Source organism: Mycobacterium sp. 1274761.0 (genome assembly GCF_001668615.1).
Classification (GTDB): Bacteria; Actinomycetota; Actinomycetes; order Mycobacteriales; family Mycobacteriaceae; genus Mycobacterium.
The window spans coordinates 32,464-52,599 of sequence record NZ_LZMC01000100.1; the positions used below are offsets into that span (position 1 = coordinate 32,464).

The 20,136-nt window shown below is 67.5% G+C and carries 22 protein-coding genes and 1 pseudogene; 7 read left to right on the plus strand and 16 right to left on the minus strand.

Annotation, left to right across the window (positions count from 1 at the left end):
- Positions 1-15: 15 nt before the first annotated feature.
- Positions 16-570 carry a DUF4334 domain-containing protein gene (locus A5651_RS20180; protein ID WP_066984997.1) on the plus strand — a complete coding sequence of 185 codons (555 nt, stop codon included), beginning with the start codon at positions 16-18 and terminating at the stop codon, positions 568-570.
- On the opposite strand, the gene A5651_RS20185 is transcribed toward A5651_RS20180, so the two are convergent.
- The 6 genes from A5651_RS20185 to A5651_RS20210 form a co-directional block, all read right to left on the minus strand.
- Complete coding sequence (locus A5651_RS20185) at positions 567-1,385, minus strand: rhomboid family intramembrane serine protease (protein ID WP_066985000.1); 819 nt, start codon at positions 1,383-1,385, stop codon at positions 567-569. The genes A5651_RS20180 and A5651_RS20185 overlap by 4 nt on opposite strands.
- Position 1,386: 1 nt before the next feature.
- The gene (gene bla / locus A5651_RS20190) at positions 1,387-2,289 is read right to left on the minus strand and encodes a class A beta-lactamase (protein ID WP_066985003.1); all 903 of its coding nucleotides are present in this window, start codon (positions 2,287-2,289) and stop codon (positions 1,387-1,389) included.
- A gap of 18 nt (positions 2,290-2,307) precedes the next feature.
- Complete coding sequence (locus A5651_RS20195; protein ID WP_082943873.1) at positions 2,308-3,660, minus strand: pitrilysin family protein; 1,353 nt, start codon at positions 3,658-3,660, stop codon at positions 2,308-2,310.
- Positions 3,641-5,908 (minus strand): polyribonucleotide nucleotidyltransferase, encoded by a 2,268-nt coding sequence (locus A5651_RS20200; RefSeq protein ID WP_066985005.1) that lies wholly within the window; start codon positions 5,906-5,908, stop codon positions 3,641-3,643. Before A5651_RS20200 ends, A5651_RS20195 begins: the two co-directional genes overlap by 20 nt.
- A 304-nt stretch (positions 5,909-6,212) precedes the next feature.
- The gene (gene rpsO / locus A5651_RS20205; RefSeq protein WP_066985007.1) at positions 6,213-6,482 is read right to left on the minus strand and encodes a 30S ribosomal protein S15; all 270 of its coding nucleotides are present in this window, start codon (positions 6,480-6,482) and stop codon (positions 6,213-6,215) included.
- A 120-nt stretch (positions 6,483-6,602) separates the two neighbouring features.
- Positions 6,603-7,577, minus strand: coding sequence for a bifunctional riboflavin kinase/FAD synthetase (locus A5651_RS20210; RefSeq protein ID WP_066985011.1), 975 nt, complete (start codon positions 7,575-7,577; stop codon positions 6,603-6,605).
- Between the two features lie 81 nt (positions 7,578-7,658).
- Here A5651_RS20210 and mntR point away from each other — a divergent pair, with 81 nt between their 5' ends.
- A complete protein-coding gene (gene mntR, locus A5651_RS20215) occupies positions 7,659-8,363 on the plus strand; it encodes a manganese-binding transcriptional regulator MntR (RefSeq protein WP_066985013.1) in 705 nt (234 codons plus the stop codon).
- Positions 8,364-8,447: 84 nt separating this feature from the next.
- On the opposite strand, the gene A5651_RS20220 is transcribed toward mntR, so the two are convergent.
- The 4 genes from A5651_RS20220 to A5651_RS20235 form a co-directional block, all read right to left on the minus strand.
- On the minus strand, positions 8,448-8,849 hold the full coding sequence (locus A5651_RS20220) for a DUF6632 domain-containing protein (protein ID WP_066985015.1): 402 nt from the start codon (positions 8,847-8,849) through the stop codon (positions 8,448-8,450).
- 11 nt (positions 8,850-8,860) lie between these two features.
- Positions 8,861-9,769, minus strand: a complete 909-nt coding sequence (gene truB / locus A5651_RS20225; protein ID WP_066985017.1) for a tRNA pseudouridine(55) synthase TruB — start codon at positions 9,767-9,769, stop codon at positions 8,861-8,863.
- 77 nt (positions 9,770-9,846) lie between these two features.
- Positions 9,847-10,515, minus strand: coding sequence for a 4'-phosphopantetheinyl transferase (locus A5651_RS20230; RefSeq protein ID WP_197496703.1), 669 nt, complete (start codon positions 10,513-10,515; stop codon positions 9,847-9,849).
- Positions 10,512-11,456 (minus strand): metallophosphoesterase, encoded by a 945-nt coding sequence (locus A5651_RS20235; RefSeq protein ID WP_066985029.1) that lies wholly within the window; start codon positions 11,454-11,456, stop codon positions 10,512-10,514. The genes A5651_RS20230 and A5651_RS20235 overlap by 4 nt, the downstream gene beginning before the upstream one ends.
- Before the next feature lie 131 nt (positions 11,457-11,587).
- On the opposite strand from A5651_RS20235, the gene A5651_RS20240 reads away from it, so the two are divergent.
- On the plus strand, positions 11,588-12,193 hold the full coding sequence (locus A5651_RS20240; protein WP_066985032.1) for a DUF3558 domain-containing protein: 606 nt from the start codon (positions 11,588-11,590) through the stop codon (positions 12,191-12,193).
- A 10-nt stretch (positions 12,194-12,203) separates the two neighbouring features.
- Positions 12,204-13,841 (plus strand): CocE/NonD family hydrolase, encoded by a 1,638-nt coding sequence (locus A5651_RS20245; RefSeq protein ID WP_231988759.1) that lies wholly within the window; start codon positions 12,204-12,206, stop codon positions 13,839-13,841.
- Here the strand turns inward: A5651_RS20245 and A5651_RS20250 are convergent.
- Both A5651_RS20250 and A5651_RS20255 read right to left on the minus strand, forming a co-directional pair.
- Positions 13,830-14,378: a DUF1802 family protein gene (locus A5651_RS20250; RefSeq protein ID WP_066985080.1), complete on the minus strand. Its 549-nt coding sequence runs from the start codon at positions 14,376-14,378 to the stop codon at positions 13,830-13,832. The genes A5651_RS20245 and A5651_RS20250 overlap by 12 nt on opposite strands.
- Before the next feature lie 23 nt (positions 14,379-14,401).
- Positions 14,402-14,683, minus strand: coding sequence for a DUF2277 domain-containing protein (locus A5651_RS20255; RefSeq protein WP_066985035.1), 282 nt, complete (start codon positions 14,681-14,683; stop codon positions 14,402-14,404).
- A gap of 23 nt (positions 14,684-14,706) precedes the next feature.
- Between A5651_RS20255 and A5651_RS20260 the strand changes: the two genes are divergently transcribed.
- Positions 14,707-15,468, plus strand: coding sequence for an enoyl-CoA hydratase (locus tag A5651_RS20260; RefSeq protein ID WP_066985040.1), 762 nt, complete (start codon positions 14,707-14,709; stop codon positions 15,466-15,468).
- 95 nt (positions 15,469-15,563) lie between these two features.
- Positions 15,564-16,127, plus strand: coding sequence for a class I SAM-dependent methyltransferase (locus A5651_RS20265; protein WP_066985043.1), 564 nt, complete (start codon positions 15,564-15,566; stop codon positions 16,125-16,127).
- 72 nt (positions 16,128-16,199) lie between these two features.
- Here A5651_RS20265 and A5651_RS20270 read toward each other — a convergent pair whose 3' ends face one another.
- The 4 genes from A5651_RS20270 to A5651_RS20285 are packed head-to-tail and all read right to left on the minus strand — an operon-like array spanning position 16,200 to position 19,612.
- Positions 16,200-17,528 (minus strand): MATE family efflux transporter, encoded by a 1,329-nt coding sequence (locus tag A5651_RS20270; protein WP_066985046.1) that lies wholly within the window; start codon positions 17,526-17,528, stop codon positions 16,200-16,202.
- Between the two features lie 17 nt (positions 17,529-17,545).
- A complete protein-coding gene (locus A5651_RS20275; RefSeq protein WP_066985049.1) occupies positions 17,546-18,568 on the minus strand; it encodes a bifunctional oligoribonuclease/PAP phosphatase NrnA in 1,023 nt (340 codons plus the stop codon).
- On the minus strand, positions 18,528-19,022 hold the full coding sequence (gene rbfA, locus A5651_RS20280; RefSeq protein WP_066985053.1) for a 30S ribosome-binding factor RbfA: 495 nt from the start codon (positions 19,020-19,022) through the stop codon (positions 18,528-18,530). The genes A5651_RS20275 and rbfA overlap by 41 nt, the downstream gene beginning before the upstream one ends.
- Before the next feature lie 32 nt (positions 19,023-19,054).
- Entirely contained in the window at positions 19,055-19,612 is a 558-nt protein-coding gene (locus tag A5651_RS20285; RefSeq protein ID WP_066985056.1) for an EF-Tu/IF-2/RF-3 family GTPase, read from the minus strand.
- Between A5651_RS20285 and A5651_RS20290 the strand changes: the two are divergent.
- Positions 19,541-20,136: pseudogene (locus tag A5651_RS20290) on the plus strand (translation initiation factor IF-2); the annotation flags it as partial. The gene A5651_RS20285 and the pseudogene A5651_RS20290 overlap by 72 nt on opposite strands.

Genomic DNA, 20,136 nt, shown 5'->3' on the forward strand with positions numbered 1-20,136 from the left:
AAGTACCGTCGGGTCATGGTTCTGGCCGACGTGCTCCCCGATGCCCCCACGACCACCGATGACGCCCTTGCCCTGTTCGACGCCAGCTCCGCCGTCGAACCCGAGTTCATGATCGGTACCTGGCACGGCGCCGAAATGCCCACTGGCCACCCCCTGGATGGTCTGCTGGAGGTCAGCGGCTGGTATGGAAAGCAGTTCGTCGACGGCGAGACTGTGCACCCGCTGCTGTTCACCACCAGCGACGGCCGCGGGCTCTGGGCGGTGAACCCCATCCTCGCGTTCTCTGGTCTGGGCGCTGTCACGAAGATCCCGGCGTTGCGGCGACGCAACCACGCAGCCGCCATCAACGCGGCGAGCCCGCTGCTACGCACCCGCAGCCCCAAGGCCAGGTTGCGCACCACGCGCTACCGGGGCGTCGACACCGCGACGATGATCTACGACCAGCTACCCGTCAACGACGTGTTCCGCAAGCTCAACGACGACAGCGTCATCGGCGCCATGGATTTGCGTGGCTCGAGGAGGCCGTACTTCTTCGTGCTGACCCGCGACGACTCGCTGAAGCTGCGTTAGACCAGCATCAGCAGATCGCTTGTCCGCCACCAGATCAGCGCGGCGAACACGACTGCAACCGCAACCGTGGCCCCCACCTGCACCGGACGATGATTTTTGGCGGGCGCGTACGCGTAGGCGAACGCGACGAGTCCACCCGTCACCAGCCCGCCCAGGTGTCCCTGCCAGCTGATCGACGGCACGGTGAACGTGATGACGAGGTTGATCACGATCATGACGACGACCCAGCGGATGTCGACATTGACCTTCCTGCCCACTACGAATGTCGCTGCGAACAAACCGAATACGGCGCCCGAGGCGCCCAGCGTCGGCACGTCCAGCGGCGCGAGCAGATAGATCAGCACCGAACCACCCAGCGCGCTCAGTAGATACAGCGCAGTGAACCGCAGTCGACCCAGCCAGATTTCGAGCGGTGGTCCCACGACGTACAACGCGAACATGTTGAACAAGATGTGGGTCAGGCTGCCGTGCAGAAAGGCCGACGTCAGCAGCCGGTACAGCTCGCCGTCGGCGACGGCGGGTGACCACATGACGAAGTCCACGTCGGTGCGCGGTGCCGCCGCCTGTGCGATGAACACCAGCACGTTGAGCGCGATCAACGCATACGTGACCACCGGGTTCGTCGCACGCCACGCGCGCTTCTTGGGTGCGCGCACCGTTTGCGCTGCCGCGCCCACGCATTCGGCACATTGATGACCGACGGCGGCGTCGCGCATGCACTCCGGGCAGATGTGGCGTTGACACCGCGTGCATTGCACATACGTCGGCCGGTCGGAATGCCGGTAACACGTCGGGGGGTTGGCAGATCCAGTCATGTCAGCGACCGAGCAACCAAGGCACCAGCGCCGCGGTGACTTCACCGATCATCGGCCGGTTGTTGGGGGCGTTGGGGTCATTGGACTGAGAGCGCGTCATGATCGCCACCAAGATTTTCTCGCCGCCAGGCCCGAAGGCCATGCCGACGTCGTTGGTGCTGCCGTAATCACCGTTGCCGGTCTTGTCGGCGGTGGTCCACCCGGATGGCAGCCCGGCGCGCATGCTCGATGTTTCGTTGGCGCTCATCCAGTCCTCGAACTGCTGACGCTGCGGTGGCGCCAACACATCGCCGGTGAGCAGGCGGCGGTATCCGCCGCCGAGCGCATTCGGGGTGCTGGTGTCACGGGGATCTCCGGGCGTCGCCGAGTTCAACTCGGTCTCCCAGCGATCCAACCGGGACCGGTTGTCACCGATGCTACGAGCGAAATCGGTGATGGCCGTGGGCCCGCCGATGGTTTGGAGCAGCAGGTTGCCGGCCGCATTGTCGCTCACCTGCACCGCCGCCGCGCATAGATCGGCGAGTGACATCTGCCCGCCGGCGTTCGGCGCGGTCCTCGGCGAGTTGGGCAAGGCGGCCTGTACGGGATCGACGAACACCTGGCGGTCCAGTGAAAGCTCACCGTCGGCCACCATCTGCAGCACGCGGGCAGCGGCGTAGCCCTTGAACGTCGAGCACATCGCGAACGTCTCACCGTCAAGATGCGACATCGTGCGGCCCGAGGCCAGGTCCACGGCGTAGACACCGATCCTGGCGTTATGCCTGCGCTGAAGCGTTTCGATGCGGTCGTGCGGCGGCGGGACGGGCTCGGCTGGGTCGGCAAGGACGGGCTTCTGCGCGCATGCGGCGAGGCCAGTCACGGCCAACCCACCGAGAAGCACGCTTCGTCGAGACAGCTGTTTCACCGCTCCCACGGTAGGTGATCAGCCCGCCATCGCCCGAAGCGGCTGCGGCAGCGACTTTTTGGTGCGGTAGGGCCCCAGCACCGCCGCGCCGTAAGGCCTGGTCAGCAGCCGATGTGCCACCGCGTTGACCTCATCGAGGGTGACCTCGTCGATCATCGACAGCGTCTCGTCGATGCTGCGATGCTCACCGTAATTCAGCTCGCTGCGGCCGATGCGATTCATCCGTGAGCCGGAATCCTCGAGCCCCAACACCAGGCCACCCCGCAACGAGCCCTTCGCAATTCGGCACTCGGAGTCGGTGATGCCATCGCGGGCAACGGCTTCCAACACGTCGGCCGTCACACGGGCCACTTCGGCAAAGCGGTCGGGTAGGCAGGCTGCATAGACCGACAACGCGCCGCTGTCGGAGAAGGTGTCCACCGTCGAATACACCGAGTACGCCAACCCGCGCGTCTCGCGAATCTCTTGGAACAGGCGCGAACTCAGGCCGCCGCCCAACGCAGTGTTCAACACGGACAATGCCCAGCGGTGCTTCCAGTGTCTACCTGGCACGCGCACGCCCAGCGACATGTGGGTCTGCTCGGCGTCGCGGGTGACCACCTCGAGCGACGGTTGACCCGTGACGCGGGTGGTGCCCTTGCGCGGCAGCACCGCGGTGCGATCACGCACCAGGTGGCGACCGAAATGCTCGCGCACCAACCGGACCACATCGTCATGGTTGACATTGCCGGCGACCGCCACCACCATCCGTTCGGGCGTGTAGCGCCGGACATGGAACGAATGCAGCTGCGAGCGAGTCATCGCCGAAACCGAGGCGGCGCTGCCGATCACGGGTCGTCCGACCGGATGCGCACCGAAGACCGCCGACAGGAAGACATCGCCAAGCGTGTCCTCCGGGTCGTCGTCGCGCATGGCGATCTCCTCGAGCACGACGGCGCGTTCGAGTTCGACGTCCTCGCTGGCGCACACGCCGCGCAGCACCACGTCGGCGACCAGGTCGACAGCGAGTTCGAGGTCGCTGTCGAGCACGTGCGCGTAATAGCAGGTGTGCTCCCGAGAGGTGAACGCATTCAGCTCGCCGCCGACCGCGTCCACCTCCTGGGCGATGTCCATCGCGCTCCGCGTCGGCGTGGCCTTGAACAGCAAGTGCTCGAGAAAGTGCGCGGCGCCTGCGACGCTGGGCCCCTCGTCGCGCGAACCGACGCCCACCCACACCCCGACCGACGCGGAGCGCACGGAGGGGATGTATTCGGTGACGACGCGCAGTCCACCGGGCAGGGTGGTGCGCCGCACTGTGGTCTTGGTCGTGGACTCGTTACCACGGCGGACCCGTCGCAGGCCCGCCGTGCCGCTAGCTGCCGGTCGTGGCATCGACAGGCGAATCGGCCGACGAGGCGTCCGCGGTGGTCTCTTCCTCGGCGACGAGGACGAGTGAGATCTTGCCGCGGTTGTCGATATCGGCGATCTCCACCCGCAGCTTGTCGCCGACCTTCACGACATCCTCGACCTTGGCGATGCGCTTGCCGCGGCCGAGCTTGCTGATGTGCACCAGGCCGTCGCGGCCCGGCAGCAGCGACACGAACGCGCCGAAATCCGTTGTCTTGACCACGGTTCCGAGGAACCGCTCCCCAACCTTGGGCAGCTGCGGGTTGGCGATTGCGTTGATCTTGTCGATCGCCGCCTGCGCCGACGGTCCGTCGGTGGCGCCGACGAACACGGTGCCGTCGTCCTCGATCGAGATCTGGGCGCCGGTCTCCTCGGTGATCGAGTTGATCATCTTGCCCTTGGGCCCGATCACCTCGCCGATCTTGTCGACAGGAACCTTGATCGCGGTGACGCGCGGCGCATACGGGCTCATCTCGTCGGGGCCGTCGATGGCCTCGGCCATCACCTCGAGGATGGTCAGCCGCGCATCCTTGGCCTGCGACAGCGCACCGGCCAGCACCGTCGACGGAATGCCGTCGAGCTTGGTGTCCAGCTGCAGCGCGGTGACGAAGTCCTTGGTGCCCGCGACCTTGAAGTCCATGTCGCCGAAGGCATCTTCGGCGCCGAGGATGTCGGTCAGCGCGACGAAGCGTCGCTCGGTGCCGCCACCGTCGATTTCGATGTCGTCGGACACCAGACCCATCGCGATGCCGGCGACGGGCGCCTTCAACGGAACGCCGGCGTTCAGCAGCGCCAGGGTGGACGCGCACACCGAACCCATCGACGTGGAGCCGTTGGAGCCCAACGCTTCTGACACCTGACGGATGGCGTACGGGAACTCCTCGATGCTGGGGAGCACCGGGATCAAGGCCCGCTCCGCCAGCGCGCCGTGGCCGATTTCGCGGCGTTTCGGCGAACCGACACGGCCGGTCTCACCGGTCGAATACGGCGGAAAGTTGTAGTGGTGCATGTAGCGCTTGGTGGTCTCCGGTCCCAGCGAGTCGATCTGCTGGGCCATCTTCATCATGTCCAGCGTGGTGATGCCCAGGATCTGGGTTTCACCACGTTCGAACAGCGCGCTGCCGTGCGCCCGCGGCACCACGGCCACCTCTGCCGACAGGGCGCGGATGTCGGTGATGCCGCGACCGTCGATCCGGAAGTGATCGGTCAGAATCCGTTGCCGGACAAGCTTTTTGGTCAGCGACCGGAACGCGGCGCCGATCTCCTTCTCGCGGCCGGCGTACTGTTCGGCCAACCTCTCGAGTACCTCTACCTTGATCTCGTCGGTGCGGTCGTTGCGTTCGGTCTTGCCGGCGATGGTCAGCGCCTCTGACAAGGCGTCGGTGGCCACCGAAGACACCGAGTAGTACACGTCGTCGCCGTAGTCCGGGAAGACGGGGTACTCGCCGGTGGGCTTCGCGGCGCGCTCGGCCAGCCCTTGCTGCGCCTCGCACAAAACGCGGATGAACGGCTTGGCGGCCTCGAGACCCTCGGCGACGACCGTCTCCGTCGGCGCCTGCGCGCCACCGGCGACGAGCTCGATGACGCTCTCGGTGGCTTCGGCCTCGACCATCATGATCGCGACGTCTTCGTTTCCGGGGTCACCCACCACCCGGCCCGCGACGACCATGTCGAACACCGCCCGCTCGAGCTGTTCGACGGTCGGGAAAGCGACCCAGGTGCCGTCGATCAGGGCGATGCGCGTGCCGCCGACGGGACCCGAGAACGGCAGGCCCGCCAGCTGGGTGGAGGCCGACGCGGCATTGATGGCCAGCACATCGTAAAGATCGTTGGGGTCGAGCGACAGCACCGTGACAACGACCTGGATCTCATTGCGCAGCCCGTCGACGAACGACGGCCGCAGCGGCCGGTCGATCAGGCGGCAGGTCAGGATGGCATCCGTGGACGGGCGTCCCTCGCGACGGAAGAAGGAGCCGGGAATGCGCCCGGCGGCATACATGCGCTCTTCGACGTCGACCGTCAGCGGGAAGAAGTCGAAGTGGTCTTTGGGATTCTTGCTGGCGGTGGTCGCCGACAGGAGCATGGTCTCGTCGTCGAGGTAGGCGACGGCAGACCCTGCGGCCTGCTGGGCAAGGCGTCCGGTCTCGAAGCGGATGGTGCGCTTGCCGAAGTCTCCGTTGTCGATCACGGCGGTCGCTTCGAAGACCCCGTCCTCAATTTCTGCAACAGACATAGGTGTCCGTAAGGCCTCTCTGGCTCTGTTCAACTGTTTTGCGTCGTCACGCTCAGAAAAGCCGAGCAGCCTGCCAGACCACGGGCCTTGATACGGCTACGGCCGTCGATCGAAGCGGCCGGAGAAGTCTCCCCGGCAGCCACTACCGAAGACCGCCCGATCAGGCGGGGTCCGCCAGGGACGCGCCGGAGCGGTGCACGCGGAACTGCGAGAACCGCACCGATTGTTCGTGCCGGGTAATCCGGCTGACGAACGCATTTATGCTACACCGCGGGTATACCGCGGCCACCAGCATGGACTGCGCTCAGCGGCGCAAGCCGAGCCGGTCGATCAGGGAGCGGTAACGTTCCACGTCGACCTGGGCGACGTACTTCAGCAGCCGACGGCGACGGCCGACGAGCAGCAGCAGTCCACGCCGCGAGTGGTGGTCGTGCTTGTGCACCTTGAGGTGCTCGGTCAGGTCGGCGATGCGCTTGGTCAACAACGCGACCTGGGCCTCCGGCGAGCCGGTGTCGGTGTCATGCAGGCCGTAGGAGCCCAGAATGTCTTTTTTCTGCTCGGCAGTAAGCGCCACGAAACAATCTCCATCGATAAGTCCGCGAGGATCATCTTCGGCGTGGCCACCGCGAACTGCAGCACACGCTTGGTCGGCGTGAAGTTTAGCAGCGACCCAGGTGAGCTGCGAAATCGCGGCTTACTGGGCGGCCAGGATGGTGCGGGCGCGCTCGGTGTCGCCACCCATGGCCGCAATCAGATCGTCGGCCGAATCGAAGCGCTCCTGGCCACGGATGCGGGCGACGAAGTCCACCGCGACGTGCTGTCCGTACAGGTCAGCCTCGGTGTCCAGGACAAACGCCTCGACGGTGCGCGTGCGTCCGGAGAACGTCGGGTTTGTGCCGATCGACACCGCGGCCTGATAGCGCTCACCCGGCACGACGCTTCCCATCACCGGGCCGTGGCCCAAGACGGTGAACCATGCGGCGTACACCCCGTCGGCGGGGATCGCCGAGTACATCGGCGGCGCGACGTTGGCCGTCGGATAGCCCAGCACTTTGCCGCGGCCCTCGCCGCGGACCACCACGCCCTCGACCCGGTGTGGCCGGCCCAGAGCTTCCGCGGCGGCCACGACATCGCCGGCGTCCACGCAGGCCCGGATGTAGGTCGAGGAGAAGGTGACGGTTTCGTCGCGGTGGTGCTCCGCGACGAGCGACATGCCTTCCACTGCGAAGCCGAACCGCTCCCCTGCCTTGCGCAGCAGGTCGACGGTGCCGGCTGCCTTCTTGCCGAACGTGAAATTCTCCCCGACCACGACCTCGACGACGTGCAGGTGCTCGACCAGCAGCTCGTGGATGTAGCGCTCGGGGGTGAGCTTCATGAAGTCCGACGTGAACGGCATGACGAGGAAGACGTCGATGCCCAGTTCCTCGACGAGCTCGGCCCGGCGGGTCAGCGTGGTCAGCTGCGCGGGATGGCTGCCGGGGAAGACCACCTCCATGGGATGCGGGTCGAACGTCATCAACACCGTCGGCACGCCGCGGGACCGGCCCGCTTTCACCGCATGGTTGATCAGCTCCTGATGCCCGCGATGAACCCCGTCGAACACGCCGATGGTGAGCACGCATCGACCCCAGTCCGTGGGGATCTCGTCCTGGCCTCGCCAGCGCTGCACAGGGGCAAGCCTACGGCGCGCCGACGGGCCCGGCTGCTTCACATCCCCAGATCAAATGACCATTGCCTAAACTTTGTACTCGTGAGCCCGAACGGTGACCCGCGCGACCTGACCGCAGTCGCCCAGGATTACCTGAAGACCATCTGGACCGCGCAGGAGTGGTCGCTGGAGAAGGTGAGCACGAAAATGCTCGCCGAACGGATCGGCGTGTCGGCCAGCACGGCGTCGGAGTCCATCCGCAAGCTCGCCGATCAGGGCCTGGTCGACCACGAGAAGTACGGCGCGGTGACGCTGACCGAGGCGGGTCGCAAGGCCGCGCTGGCGATGGTGCGCAGGCACCGGCTGATGGAGACGTTCCTGGTCCGGGTGCTCGGCTACAGCTGGGACGAGGTGCACGACGAGGCCGAAATTCTCGAGCACGCGGTGTCCGACCGGATGCTCGATCGCATCGACGCCAAGCTCGGCTATCCGAAGCGCGATCCGCACGGCGACCCGATCCCTGCGGCCGACGGCCACGTCCCCACACCCGACGCGCGGCAACTGTCGGTCTGCGAGGACGGCGACACCGGGACGGTGGCCCGCATCTCCGACGCCGACCCCGAAATGCTGCGCTATTTCGACAGCGTCGGCATCACGCTGGATTCGCGGCTGATGGTGCTGGCGCGCCGTGACTTCGCCGGCATGATCTCCGTCGCGGTCAAACCGGCCGACGCCAAGGAGAATGACCCGGGCAGCACGGTGGATCTGGGCAGCCCTGCCGCAGAAGCGATCTGGGTCGTCGGCTGACCGCTGTGCGGTCATCGACACTGCTCTGCCGGCGGAGAAGTGCGAGTGGACGCCGCCCTCAGCGCAGTCTCAACGGCGTTCAGCTCACGCCGCGACGGCCTCTTGCTTGAGGTTGGCGGCGCGGACCAGGACGGTCAGCACCACGGCCATGATGAGCAGCGCCGGCACGTCACCCCACAGATGACCCATGTGGTGGCCGTCGTGGCCGAACGACTGCACCGCCATGATCACCGCGTGCACCACCGACGACCATACGACGAACCAGATGAAGGTCAGGTTCGCCTCGGGCTTGCGGGCGGCGATGAGCAGGAAGACGCCGATGGTGAGGTACAGGCCGACGATCATCATGAAGTACTGGGAGTCGTACGGGGCGCCGTGATGCCACGCCCACCCCGACGGCCAGACCACCGCCAATGGGTAGAGCAGCAGCGCGACGACGCCGAATATGGCCAGGGCCAGCTGCAGAAGTCGGTAAGGGGTCGTCAAGGCGCGCTCCTTTACAACGTCGCCGGCCGCAACACCACGACCGATCTCGCCTTTCCCGGCTCGTCGCGCAGCAGTGAGATGACCTGCCCGTCGGGAGCCTTCCCTGCATATACGCCGTCGATGCCCGCCGGGTTCAACGCTCGGCCGTGACGGGCCGATTCGACCTCCTGCGCGGACAGGTCGCGGCGCGGAAACGCCAGCAGGCAGGCGTGGTCGAGGGAGTAGGACACCTCCGGTTTGTCGGCCAACGCCTCGAGCGTGCGGGCCTCGTCGAGCCCGAATCGGCCGACTCGGGTGCGCCGCAGCGCGGTCAGATGCCCGCCGACCTCAAGCGCGGCGCCGACGTCGCGGGCCAACGCGCGGATATAGGTGCCGCTGGAGCAGTCCACCTCGACGTCGACGTCGACGGTGTCGTCCGAGCGCCGGACATCGCACACCGCGAAGCGGTCGATGCGCACCGGCCGTGCCGCCAGCTCGACGGGCTTGCCCTCGCGTGCCAATTTGTAGGCGCGTTCGCCGCCGACCTTGACGGCGCTGACCGATGACGGCACCTGCTGGATGTCGCCGCGCAGCGCCGTCACCGCGCACTCGATGTCGGCGTCGGTCACATGTGCAGCCGAAACCGTCTGCAGCACATCGCCTTCGGCGTCCTCGGTGCTGGTCGTCTGACCGAGCCGGATCGTCGCGGAATAGGACTTGTCGGTGGCGGTCAGCAGGCCGAGAATTTTGGTGGCCCGCTCGATCCCGATCACCAGGACACCGGTGGCCATCGGGTCAAGCGTGCCAGCATGGCCGACCTTGGCGGTGGAAAAGATCCGGCGGCATCGGGCGACGACGTCGTGGCTGGTCATACCCGCGGGCTTGTCGACCACCACAATGCCGGGGTGGTTTTTGCTCCTCGCTTGCGCTGGATCTTTCATGCTCCTCGCGTGCGCTGGATCTTTCATGCTCCTCGCGTGCGCTGGATCTCTCATGCTCCTCGCGTGCGCTGGATCTGTCACAGCACGATCGCCGTCAGCGCCAAACCGTTGCGCACCGACCAGCGGCCCCGCAACGTCGTCAACGGCGGCCCGGATAGCGCTGCCGGGTCGATCAGGATGCGGGATTCGAAACCGCCTGTCGTGGCGCCGTCGTCGACGCCGAAGACGATGTGCGCGTCCTCGAAGCCCAACCAACGCTTGGTGAGCGGGAACCACGCCTTGTACGTCGCCTCCTTGGCACAGAACAGGATTCGATCCCAGTGCAGATTCGGCTGCAGCGCAGCGATTTCGGTGCGCTCGGCGGGCAGGCTGATCGCGTCGAGCACCCCGTTGGGCAGCACGTCGTGGGGTTCGGCGTCGATGCCTACCGACCGCACCGCGCTGCGGTGTGCGACCGCGGCGCCGCGAAAGCCCTCGGTGTGGGTCAGGCTGCCGACCACGCCGTCGGGCCAGCACGGCTCACCCTTCTCCCCCTTCAGGATCGGGACCGGCGGTAGACCCAGCTGGCCCAGCGCGAGCCGCGCGCAGTGGCGGACGGTGACGAACTCGTTGCGGCGCTTGGCCACTGACCTCGCGATCAGCGGCTCCTCCTCCGGCAGCGGCGCCAGACCCGGTGGATCGGAATACATTTCGGCGGCAGCGACGGCGCCGGGCAGGACTTCGGCGAGCAGCGTGGCGACCATCACCTGGCCCGCGTCGCCTGACGGTTGGCGATGCGCTCCTGCATCTTCTGCGCGTTGGTCCGAATCTCGGGCGTGATCTCGAAATGTCCGCCGAACTCGTTGAGGTAGCCCGGCGGATACTCCGGGTCGGGCAGCACCTGCCGCAGCCAGCGATATGGCTTGCGCCGCCGCCACTCTCGCGGGTAGCCGACAGACACCTCTTCGAAGCGCACACCGTCGTACCACGTGGTCCGGGGAATGTGCAGATGTCCGTACACCGAGCAGATCGCGTTGTAGCGGGTGTGCCAGTCCGCGGTCGCCGTGGTGCCACACCATAGCGAGAACTCCGGGTAGAACAATGCGTCGCAGGGCTCGCGCACCAGCGGAAAGTGATTCACCAGCACCGTCGGCGTCACCCAGTCCAGGTCCTCCAGCCGCTTGCGAGTGGCCTCCACTCGGTCGCGGCACCACGCATCCTTGGTCGCATACGGCTCGTTGGACAACACGAACTCGTCGGTGGCCACCACGTTGTTGTCGCGGGCGATCGCGAGCCCCTCGGCCTTCGTCGCCGCCCCCTTGGGCAGGAACGTGTAGTCGTAGAGCAGGAACATCGGCACGATCGTGGCCGGCCCACCTGCGTCGGTCCACACCGGAAAGGGATGTTCGGGGGTGATCACGCCCAGCTCGTCGCACATGTTGACCAGGTAGTCGTAGCGAGCACGGCCGAATACCTGCACCGGATCCCTGTTGGTGGTCCATAGCTCGTGGTTGCCGGGCACCCAGATGACCTTGGCGAACCGCTTGCGCAGCAGGTCCAGCGCCCAGCGGATCTCGTCGGTGCGTTCGGCCACGTCGCCGGCGACGATCAGCCAATCGTCGGGCGAAGAGGGGTGCAGCGATTCGGTGACCGGTTTGTTGCCGGTGTGACCCGTATGCAGGTCGCTGATCGCCCAGAGTGTCGCCACAACCGACCAGCCTACTGAAGCGCGCCGGTGAGACCCGCGGTGCAACTAGAACCTGTTCTCGTTTCCTGTTTGGCGCGATGGCGCCGACTTGTATAGTCCCCGCAGGGGCTGCCGACGCGCGAGGGGGTTTCATGGCCACCAAGGTCCGTCTGTTCGCGGCGTTCGGCGCGCTGGTGACGGCGGTCGTTCTGGTCCTCCAGAGCGGGCCGCTGACGGTGCCGTCGCCCGGACCGGTGGATCTACGCTCGACCGCCGCGCCGCTGCCGATGGCCACCACGACAATCAAGTGGCCGGTGATCGAGACCGTCGACCCCGACCCGTTCGACGCGTGCCGCGACATCCCGCTCGACGTCGTCCAGCGCCTCGGCCTGGCATTCACGCCGCCACAGCCGGAGGACGCCCTGCGCTGTCACTTCGACGCGGGCAACTATCAGATGGCGGTCGAGGCGTTCGTCTGGCGGACCTACGAGCAGAGCCTGCCCGCCGACGCGGTCGAGATGGACATCGAGGGCCACCGCGCCGCCCAGTACTGGGTGATGAAGCCGACAGACTGGAACAACCGGTGGTGGATCACCTGCGCGATCGCGTTCAAGACCGACTACGGCCTGATCCAGCAGTCGCTGTTCTACTCACCGGTGTACGCGGCCGACGACGTCGACTGCATGCAGACCAACCTGCAGCGCGCTCACGAGCTGGCGCCGTATTACAAGTACACGGGTGATAAACCGGCTGCGTAGCGTCGGTCCGGTGCCGCTAGCGCAGACCCTCGTCGGCCGTACCCTCGCCCGCGCGCTGCGACTGCCGCCGCGCACCACCGCCTTCGAGGTTGTCCAGCGGGTTCGGATACCGATGCGCGACGGCGTCGACCTCGTCGCCGATCACTATCGGCCGACGACACCAAATCCGGCGGGCACGCTTCTGGTGCGCACGCCCTACGGGCGCGGATACCCGGTGTCGGTGCTGTTCGGCAGCGTCTACGCGGCTCGGGGGTACCACGTCATCGTCCAAAGCGTGCGCGGCACCTTCGGCTCCGGCGGCGAGTTCAATCCGTTCGTCAACGAGATTCCCGACGGCGCCGACACCGCGGAGTGGCTGCGCTCACAGCCGTGGTTCACGGGATCGTTCGGCACCATGGGGGCGTCCTACCTCGGCTTCACGCAGTGGGCGCTGCTGACCGACCCGCCGCCCGAGCTGGCGGCCGCCGTCATCACCGTGGGCCCGCACGATATCAGCGGACCCCGTTGGGGCGCAGGATCTTTCGGCCTCGACGATTTCGTCGGTTGGAGCCACAGCGTCGCTCACCAGGAAGAGCCGGGCCGGGTCAGGCAACTCGTGCGGACGATGCGGACTCGCCGGCTGGTGGCCCGGGCGACGGCAGGTATCCCGGTGGGGCATGCGGGGCGAAAGCTGTTCGGCAAGGGCGCGCCGTGGTTCGAATCGTGGCTCGAGCACGACCAGCGCGACGACCCGTTCTGGAAGCCGACGCAGCTGCAGGGCGCCTTGGAACGATCCGAGGTGCCGGTGCTGCTGCTCACCGGATGGCAGGACCTGTTCATCGAACAGACGCTGGAGCAGTACGCGCAGTTGCGCATGCGCGATGTGCCGGTTGCGCTGACCGTCGGCTCGTGGACCCACTCAGACCTGCTGAGGCGGGGCGCGCCGACCGTGGTGCGTGAGTCGTTGGCGTGGTTCGACACCCATCTCGGCGACGGGCACGGGGCGCGGCGGCGCAGCCCGGTGCGCATCCACGTCAACCACGACGGCTGGCTCGACCTCGACGACTGGCCCCCCGCGATGCCCGAACAAGTGCGCTATCTGCAGCCAGGCGGGCGGCTCGGCACCTCGGTGCCTCCCGACACCGCGCAACCGGTGACGTTCACCTACGACCCGGCCGACCCGACACCCACCGTGGGCGGTGGATTGCTCTCCCCCAACCGCGGATATCGCCGCGACGACCAGCTCGCCGAGCGCTCCGACGTGCTGGCTTTCACCGGCGATGCGCTGCCGCAGGACGTCTACGTCGTCGGCGCCCCGGTCATCGAGCTGACGCACAGTTGTGACAATCCGCACCACGACCTCTTTATCCGGCTCAGCGAGGTCGACGAAAAAGGCCGGTCGCGCAACGTCACCGACGGATATCGCCGCGGCACAGGCGATTCGGAAACCGTGACCATGAAGTTGGATGCCGTGGCACACCGGTTCGGCGCGGGCTCGCGCATTCGGGTCCTGGTCGCCGGCGGCTCGCATCCGCGGTTCGCCCGCAATTTGGGCACCGGCGAGCCACTGGCCACCGGTACGCGGCTGCAGCCCGCCAGGCACACGGTGCGCCTCGGCGATGGCGCGTCACGTCTGCTGCTGCCCGCGGCGACGCGGCTACCCGACTGATTCGCGCACCTGCGCGGCGACCTCGCGCAGCGTCGCGTCGTCATGCACTGAAGCGGCCCACATCGGGTTGACCGGCAGCTGCACCCAACTGGTGCAGCCGGCGTACTCGGGCGTCCGCTGCAACCGCAGCGGTTCGGCGAGCGAACTGGCCTGCACCACCAACACCGTCAGCCGGCATTTAGGCCGGAAGTCCAGCCGATCCGCCCGCACCGACTCGGCCGTCCAGATATGCAGCGGCGCAAGGTCTTCCAGACCTTCTGGCCGGTGGACCTCCACGGCGGCGACGACCTTCGCGCCGGCCCGCAGCACGATTTCGGAAGCGGTGCTGTCGGCGGCTGCGGGCGCCAGCAGGTCGCGGTGCTCCGGCCGGACCCGCTGCGCGTGGCTGTGGGCGACAGTCGGGAAGAACAGAAACTGCGGCGAGTCGAGGGTGAACCTCTTCTCGTGGATCCCACCCTTGCGCAGCAGCACGGTCTGGCGGCCGTCGAGCATCGCGTGCACCGCGGCGCTCCACTCTTTCAGCGCCGGCTGGGTCAGGGTGGACTGGGTCGGTGTGGTCGTCACCGCGCGCCGGCCGCCCTGGCCTCGATACGCGCGCGAACCTCGGGGCGCCGCAACGGCGGCACCGATTTCGGCGGCTGCTTACGCGGCGGCAACGCGGCCAGCAGCCGGCTCGTGATCGCGGTGACCTCGGCGACGGCTTGTTCGAAGGCGTCGACGTTGGCCGCCGACGGCCGGGTGACGCCGCTGACCTTCCTGATGTACTGCCGCGCGGCCGCCTCGATCTCCTCATCGGTGGCTGCCGGCTCCAGGCCGCGGAGTTCGGTGATGTTTCGGCACATGGGTCCACGATAGGTTCTTCCGCATGACCAACGCTGATCAAGTTCTGCTGATCGAGACCGACGAGCGGGTGCGCACCCTGACCCTGAACCGCCCGCAATCGCGCAACGCCTTGTCCTCTGCGCTGCGCACCCGGCTCTTCGCGGCGCTGCGCGACGCCGAGGCCGACGACGCCGTCGATGTGGTCATTCTGACCGGCGCGGACCCGGTGTTCTCTGCTGGGCTGGACCTCAAGGAGCTCGGCGACACCACCGAGCTGCCCGACATCTCGCCGAAGTGGCCGCCGATGAGCAAGCCGGTGATCGGTGCCATCAACGGCGCCGCGGTCACCGGCGGCCTGGAGATTGCGCTGTACTGCGACGTCCTGATCGCCTCCGAGCGGGCGCGATTCGCCGACACCCACGCCAGGGTCGGCTTGCTCCCAACGTGGGGGCTCTCGGTGCGGCTGCCTCAGAAGGTCGGCATCGGCATGGCCCGCAGGATGAGCCTCACCGGCGACTACCTCTCGGCCGACGAGGCGCTGCGGACCGGGTTGGTGACCGAGGTCGTGCCGCACGACGAGCTGCTGCCCGCCGCGCGCCGGGTCTCGGCGTCGATCGTCGGCAACAACCGGAAGGCCGTGCGCGCGCTGCTGGAGTCTTACCACCGCATCGACGAGGCGCAGACCAACGACGGCCTGTGGATCGAGGCGGCGTCGGCGCGGCAGTGGATGAGCACCGCCACCGGCGACGACATCGCCGCCAACCGCGATGCCGTGATCCAGCGGGGCCGCACACAAGTCCGCTGAGCGCTGGCGGCCCCCCTCATTCCGCGACCGACCGTGTCTGTACCCGACACGCCGTTGTGCACCGGCATTTTGCGGTCCCTCGTAGGGTGACGAGCGTGAACGAAGCGCATGAGTTCTGCGGCAGCGACGAATGGCGACAAACGATCCGCGAGATCATCATCCCGTGGGCAGTGGGCGAGATCGACCTGGGCGATGACGTGCTCGAGGTCGGACCGGGATACGGCGCCACCACTGACGTGTTCGGTGCATCAGTGGCGCGGTTGACTTCGGTGGAGATCGACGACGGGCTGGCGGCGATGCTGCGCGAGCGGTTCTCGAACACGCCGTCGGTCGAGATCGTCAACGGCGATGCCACACAGCTCGCGTTCGGCGATGGAAAGTTCACCGGCGCAGTGTGTTTCACGATGCTGCATCACGTACCCAGCGCCGCGTTGCAGGATCGGCTGTTCGCCGAGGTCGCCCGGGTGCTGCGGCCGGGCGCCGCACTGGTGGCCAGCGACAGCCTCGGTAGTGACGAGCTGGCCACCGCGCACGAGGGCGATACCTACAACCCGGTCGATCCCGCGACACTGCCGTCGCGGCTGGCTGCGGCGGGCTTCGGGGATGTTGAGATCAAGACGACCGAGTTTGGCTGGGCCGCCGTCGCACGCGCACGCTGACACGCGCGCGAGCGACCTCAAACCGCCGAAAACGTGCGGCGGGTCGTGTGCAGACACGGGCGCTCGCGGAAATTAGGAGGTGCCGGGCACCAGCCAGTGCCCGGAGGAGGCACGCCAGCCGACGAAGATCAGCCGCAGCACCATAAAAGTGCTCAGGCCCGACCAGATACCCAGCAGGCCCCAGCCGAAGATCAGTGAGAGCCAGATCAGCGGCAAGAACCCGGCGAGCGCGCTGAACACTGTCGCGTTGCGCATGAACTTCGCGTCGCCGGCGCCGAGTAGCACGCCGTCGAGCGCGAAAACGATTCCCGCGATCGGCAATTGGGCCACCATGAACCACCACGGCACGCCGATCGCGTCGAGCACCGAGCGGTCGTCGGTGAACACGCTCGGGAAGACCGATGCGCCGACGGCGAAGATGGCGGCCAGCACCGCAGAGGCGACGGCAGAGAAGACGGTCACCCGCCAGGCCACCGATTTAGCGTGCGCCAAGTCGCCCGCGCCGAGCGCCGCGCCCACCAGCGACTGCGCCGCGATGGCCAGCGAATCCAACACCAGCGCAAGGAAATTCCACAACTGCAGCACGACCTGGTGAGCGGCGACGGCGGCCGCACCGAACCGAGCCGCGACGGCTCCGGCCGACACGAAGCATGCCTGAAACGCAAGCGTCCGCAACAGCAGGTCCCGGCCCATCACCACTTGGGCGCGCAGCACCGTCGGCTGGATCCGCAACGGCACCCGCTCCACCAACAGCGCGCGGCAGAAAAGCAGCCCCGCCAACCACTGGCCGACCAGGTTGGCCACCGCCGACCCTGCCAGCTCCAACCGCGGCATGCCCAGCCAGCCGAACACCAGCAGCGGGCACAGCACCGCCGAGGCCGCGAACCCGGAGACCACATAGCGCAACGGCCGTGCGGTGTCCTGCACCCCACGCATCCAGCCGTTGCCCGCGGCCGAGATCAGGATGGCGGGCGCGCCGACGATCGCGATGTGTACCCAGTCCAGCGCGGCCGCGGCGATATCACCACCGGCAGCAAGCGCCGACACCAACGGCACCGCGGCGATCTCCACCGCCGCCACGATCGCCACGCCCAGCCCGACCGCGAGCCACGTCGCCTGGACACCCTCGCCGACCGCCGCCGCGCGGCTGCCCGCTCCGAAGAACCGCGCCGAGCGCGCCGTCGTCCCGTAGGACAGGAACGTCATCTGAGAGCTCAGCGTGCTCAGGATCAGCCCGCCGATGGCCAGCCCGGCCAGGCTGAGTGCACCCAACCGACCGACCACGGCGAGGTCGAACAGGAGGTAGACGGGTTCGGCGGCCAGCACGCCGAGCGCGGGCAGTGCCAGCCCGGCGATGCGGCGGGTAGTCGCAGGGGCGACGGGTAGATCGGGGTCAGCCAAGGCGCCGCTGACGTGCGTCAGCCAAGAGCCGAAGCGAGCGCCTGCACGACGTCGTCGGCCGACCCTGTTGTCGAATACCCTGCGGCGTGCGGATGTCCGCCGCCGCCAAACGCGCTGGCGACCGCGGCAAGGTCCATCGACTTGGCCCGCATCGACACCGACCAGTGCCCGGGTTCGATCTCCTTGAACACCGCGGCAACCTCCGCCTGCTGGGTGGTGCGCACGATGTCGACGATGCTCTCGACTTCTTCGGGTCGCGCGTCGGCCCACTCCTGGTGTCCCACAAGGGCATACACGAAGCCGCGACCCTCGGCGACGGCGGGCAGCAGCTTCGCTGACGCCAAGACGCGCGACAGCATCGGCAGCCACGCAAACGGGTGGGTGTCGAGAAGGGTGCGGCTGATGCCCGCGTTGTCGACACCCAGCTCGACCAGCCGGGCGGCCAACCGGTGCGCGCGGGCGGTGGCCCAACGGAACGATCCGGTGTCGGTGGTCAGCCCGGCGTACAAACAGTGCGCGACCCCAGGGTCGATCGGCTTGCCCCAGGCGTCGAGGAGTTCGGCCACCAACATGGTGGTGGAGTCTGCCGACGGGTCGACGAAATTGGCGCTGCCGAACAGCCGGTTGGACGCGTGGTGGTCAATCACCAGCACCTCGCGACCCGGTTCGGCCAGCTCGCTCAGCGAGCCGAGGCGGTTGACGCTGGGAATGTCGACCGTGACCACCAGGTCGGCGTCGCGGCGCATGTCGTGCGGCGCAATGAGCAGGTGACCACCCGGCAGCGATTGCAGGGATTCCGGCAGGCCTTCGGGGGTGGCGAAGCTGACCTCGACGTCCTTGCCGGCGTGATCGAGCACCAAGGCCAGCGCCAAACCCGCTCCGACGGTGTCGGCGTCGGGATAGACATGGCAGACCACGCTGACCGATTGGGCGGCGTCCAGCAGTTCGGCGGCGCCGTCTGCATCGACGCGCCGACCCACCACGTCTGCTTCGGTCTTGTCAATCGCGGTCAACAGTGTCCTCGGCGTCTCGCTCGTCATCCAGCTCCCCGCCTGCGCCTCCCACCCCGTCCTGACGATACGGGTCTTGGTCGCCGGCGTGCTTGGCACCCTGTCGAACTCTCGCCAAATCCTCATCCGCCGCGCGGGCGCGCGCAAGCAGCTCCTCCATCCGGTGCGCCGCGTCGGGCACGGTGTCCCGTGCGAACGCCAAGGTCGGAGTGAACCGCACGCCGAGTGCCGCACCCACCTTGCTGCGCAACACACCCGTGGCCTTCGACAACGCCGCCGCCGCGCCGGCGTAGTCGGGTTCATCGTTCAGCGACTTGCCCATCACCGTGTAGTACAGCGTCGCGTCGTGCAGGTCGGCAGTCACCTTCGCATCGGTGATGGTGACGCCGGCCAGCCTCGGGTCCTTGATCTCGTACTCGATCGCCGACGCGACGAGTTCGGAGATGCGCTTGGCCAACCGGCGTGCTCGTGCCGGATCGCTCATATCTGCTCTTCGCGCAAGCGCTCATCGGCCATTTAGGTACGTTCTTTCTCGACGAGCTCGTACGTTTCGATGACGTCGCCTTCCTTGATATCGGAGTACGTCAGCGTCAAACCGCATTCGTAGCCGTCGCGCACCTCGGTGACATCGTCCTTCTCCCTGCGCAGCGAGGAGACGGTCAGGTTGTCGGCGACCACGACGCTGTCACGCAGCAACCGCGCCTTGGAATTGCGCCGGATGACCCCTGAGGTAACCAGGCAGCCGGCGATGTTGCCGACCTTGGACGACCGGAAGATCGCGCGGATCTCCGCCCGACCCAGCTCCCTTTCCTCGTAGATCGGCTTGAGCATGCCCTTGAGCGCGCTCTCGATCTCGTCGATCGCCTGGTAGATGACCGAGTAGTAGCGGATCTCGACGCCGTCGCGGTTGGCCAGCTCGGTGGCCTTGCCCTCGGCGCGAACGTTGAAGCCGATGATCACCGCATCCGATGCCGACGCCAGGTTGACGTTGGTCTCGGTGATACCGCCGACGCCGCGCTCGACCTGCGGGCCAACCCCGACATGGAGGCCCAGGGCGTGGCGATCGAGGCGCACCTCGACCGCGGCCGCGGACCGGTGGCGACCGTGCTCATCCAGCGCGGCACGCTGCGGGTCGGCGACTCCGTGGTGGCCGGTGACGCCTACGGCCGCGTCCGCCGCATGGTCGACGAGCACGGCGACGACGTCACCGAGGCGCTGCCGTCGCGGCCGGTGCAGGTCATCGGCTTCACATCGGTGCCGGGCGCCGGTGACAACCTGCTGGTCGTCGACGAGGACCGCATCGCCCGCCAGATCGCCGACCGGCGCAGCGCGCGCAAGCGCAACGCGTTGGCCGCGCGCAGCCGCAAGCGGATCAGCCTCGAGGACCTGGATTCGGCGCTGAAGGAGACCAGCCAGCTGAACCTGATCCTCAAGGGCGACAACGCGGGCACCGTGGAGGCGCTCGAGGAAGCGCTGATGGGCATCCAGGTCGACGACGAGGTCGAGCTGCGCGTCATCGACCGCGGCGTCGGCGGTATCACCGAGACCAACGTCAACCTGGCGTCGGCATCGGATGCGGTGATCATCGGCCGAAATCT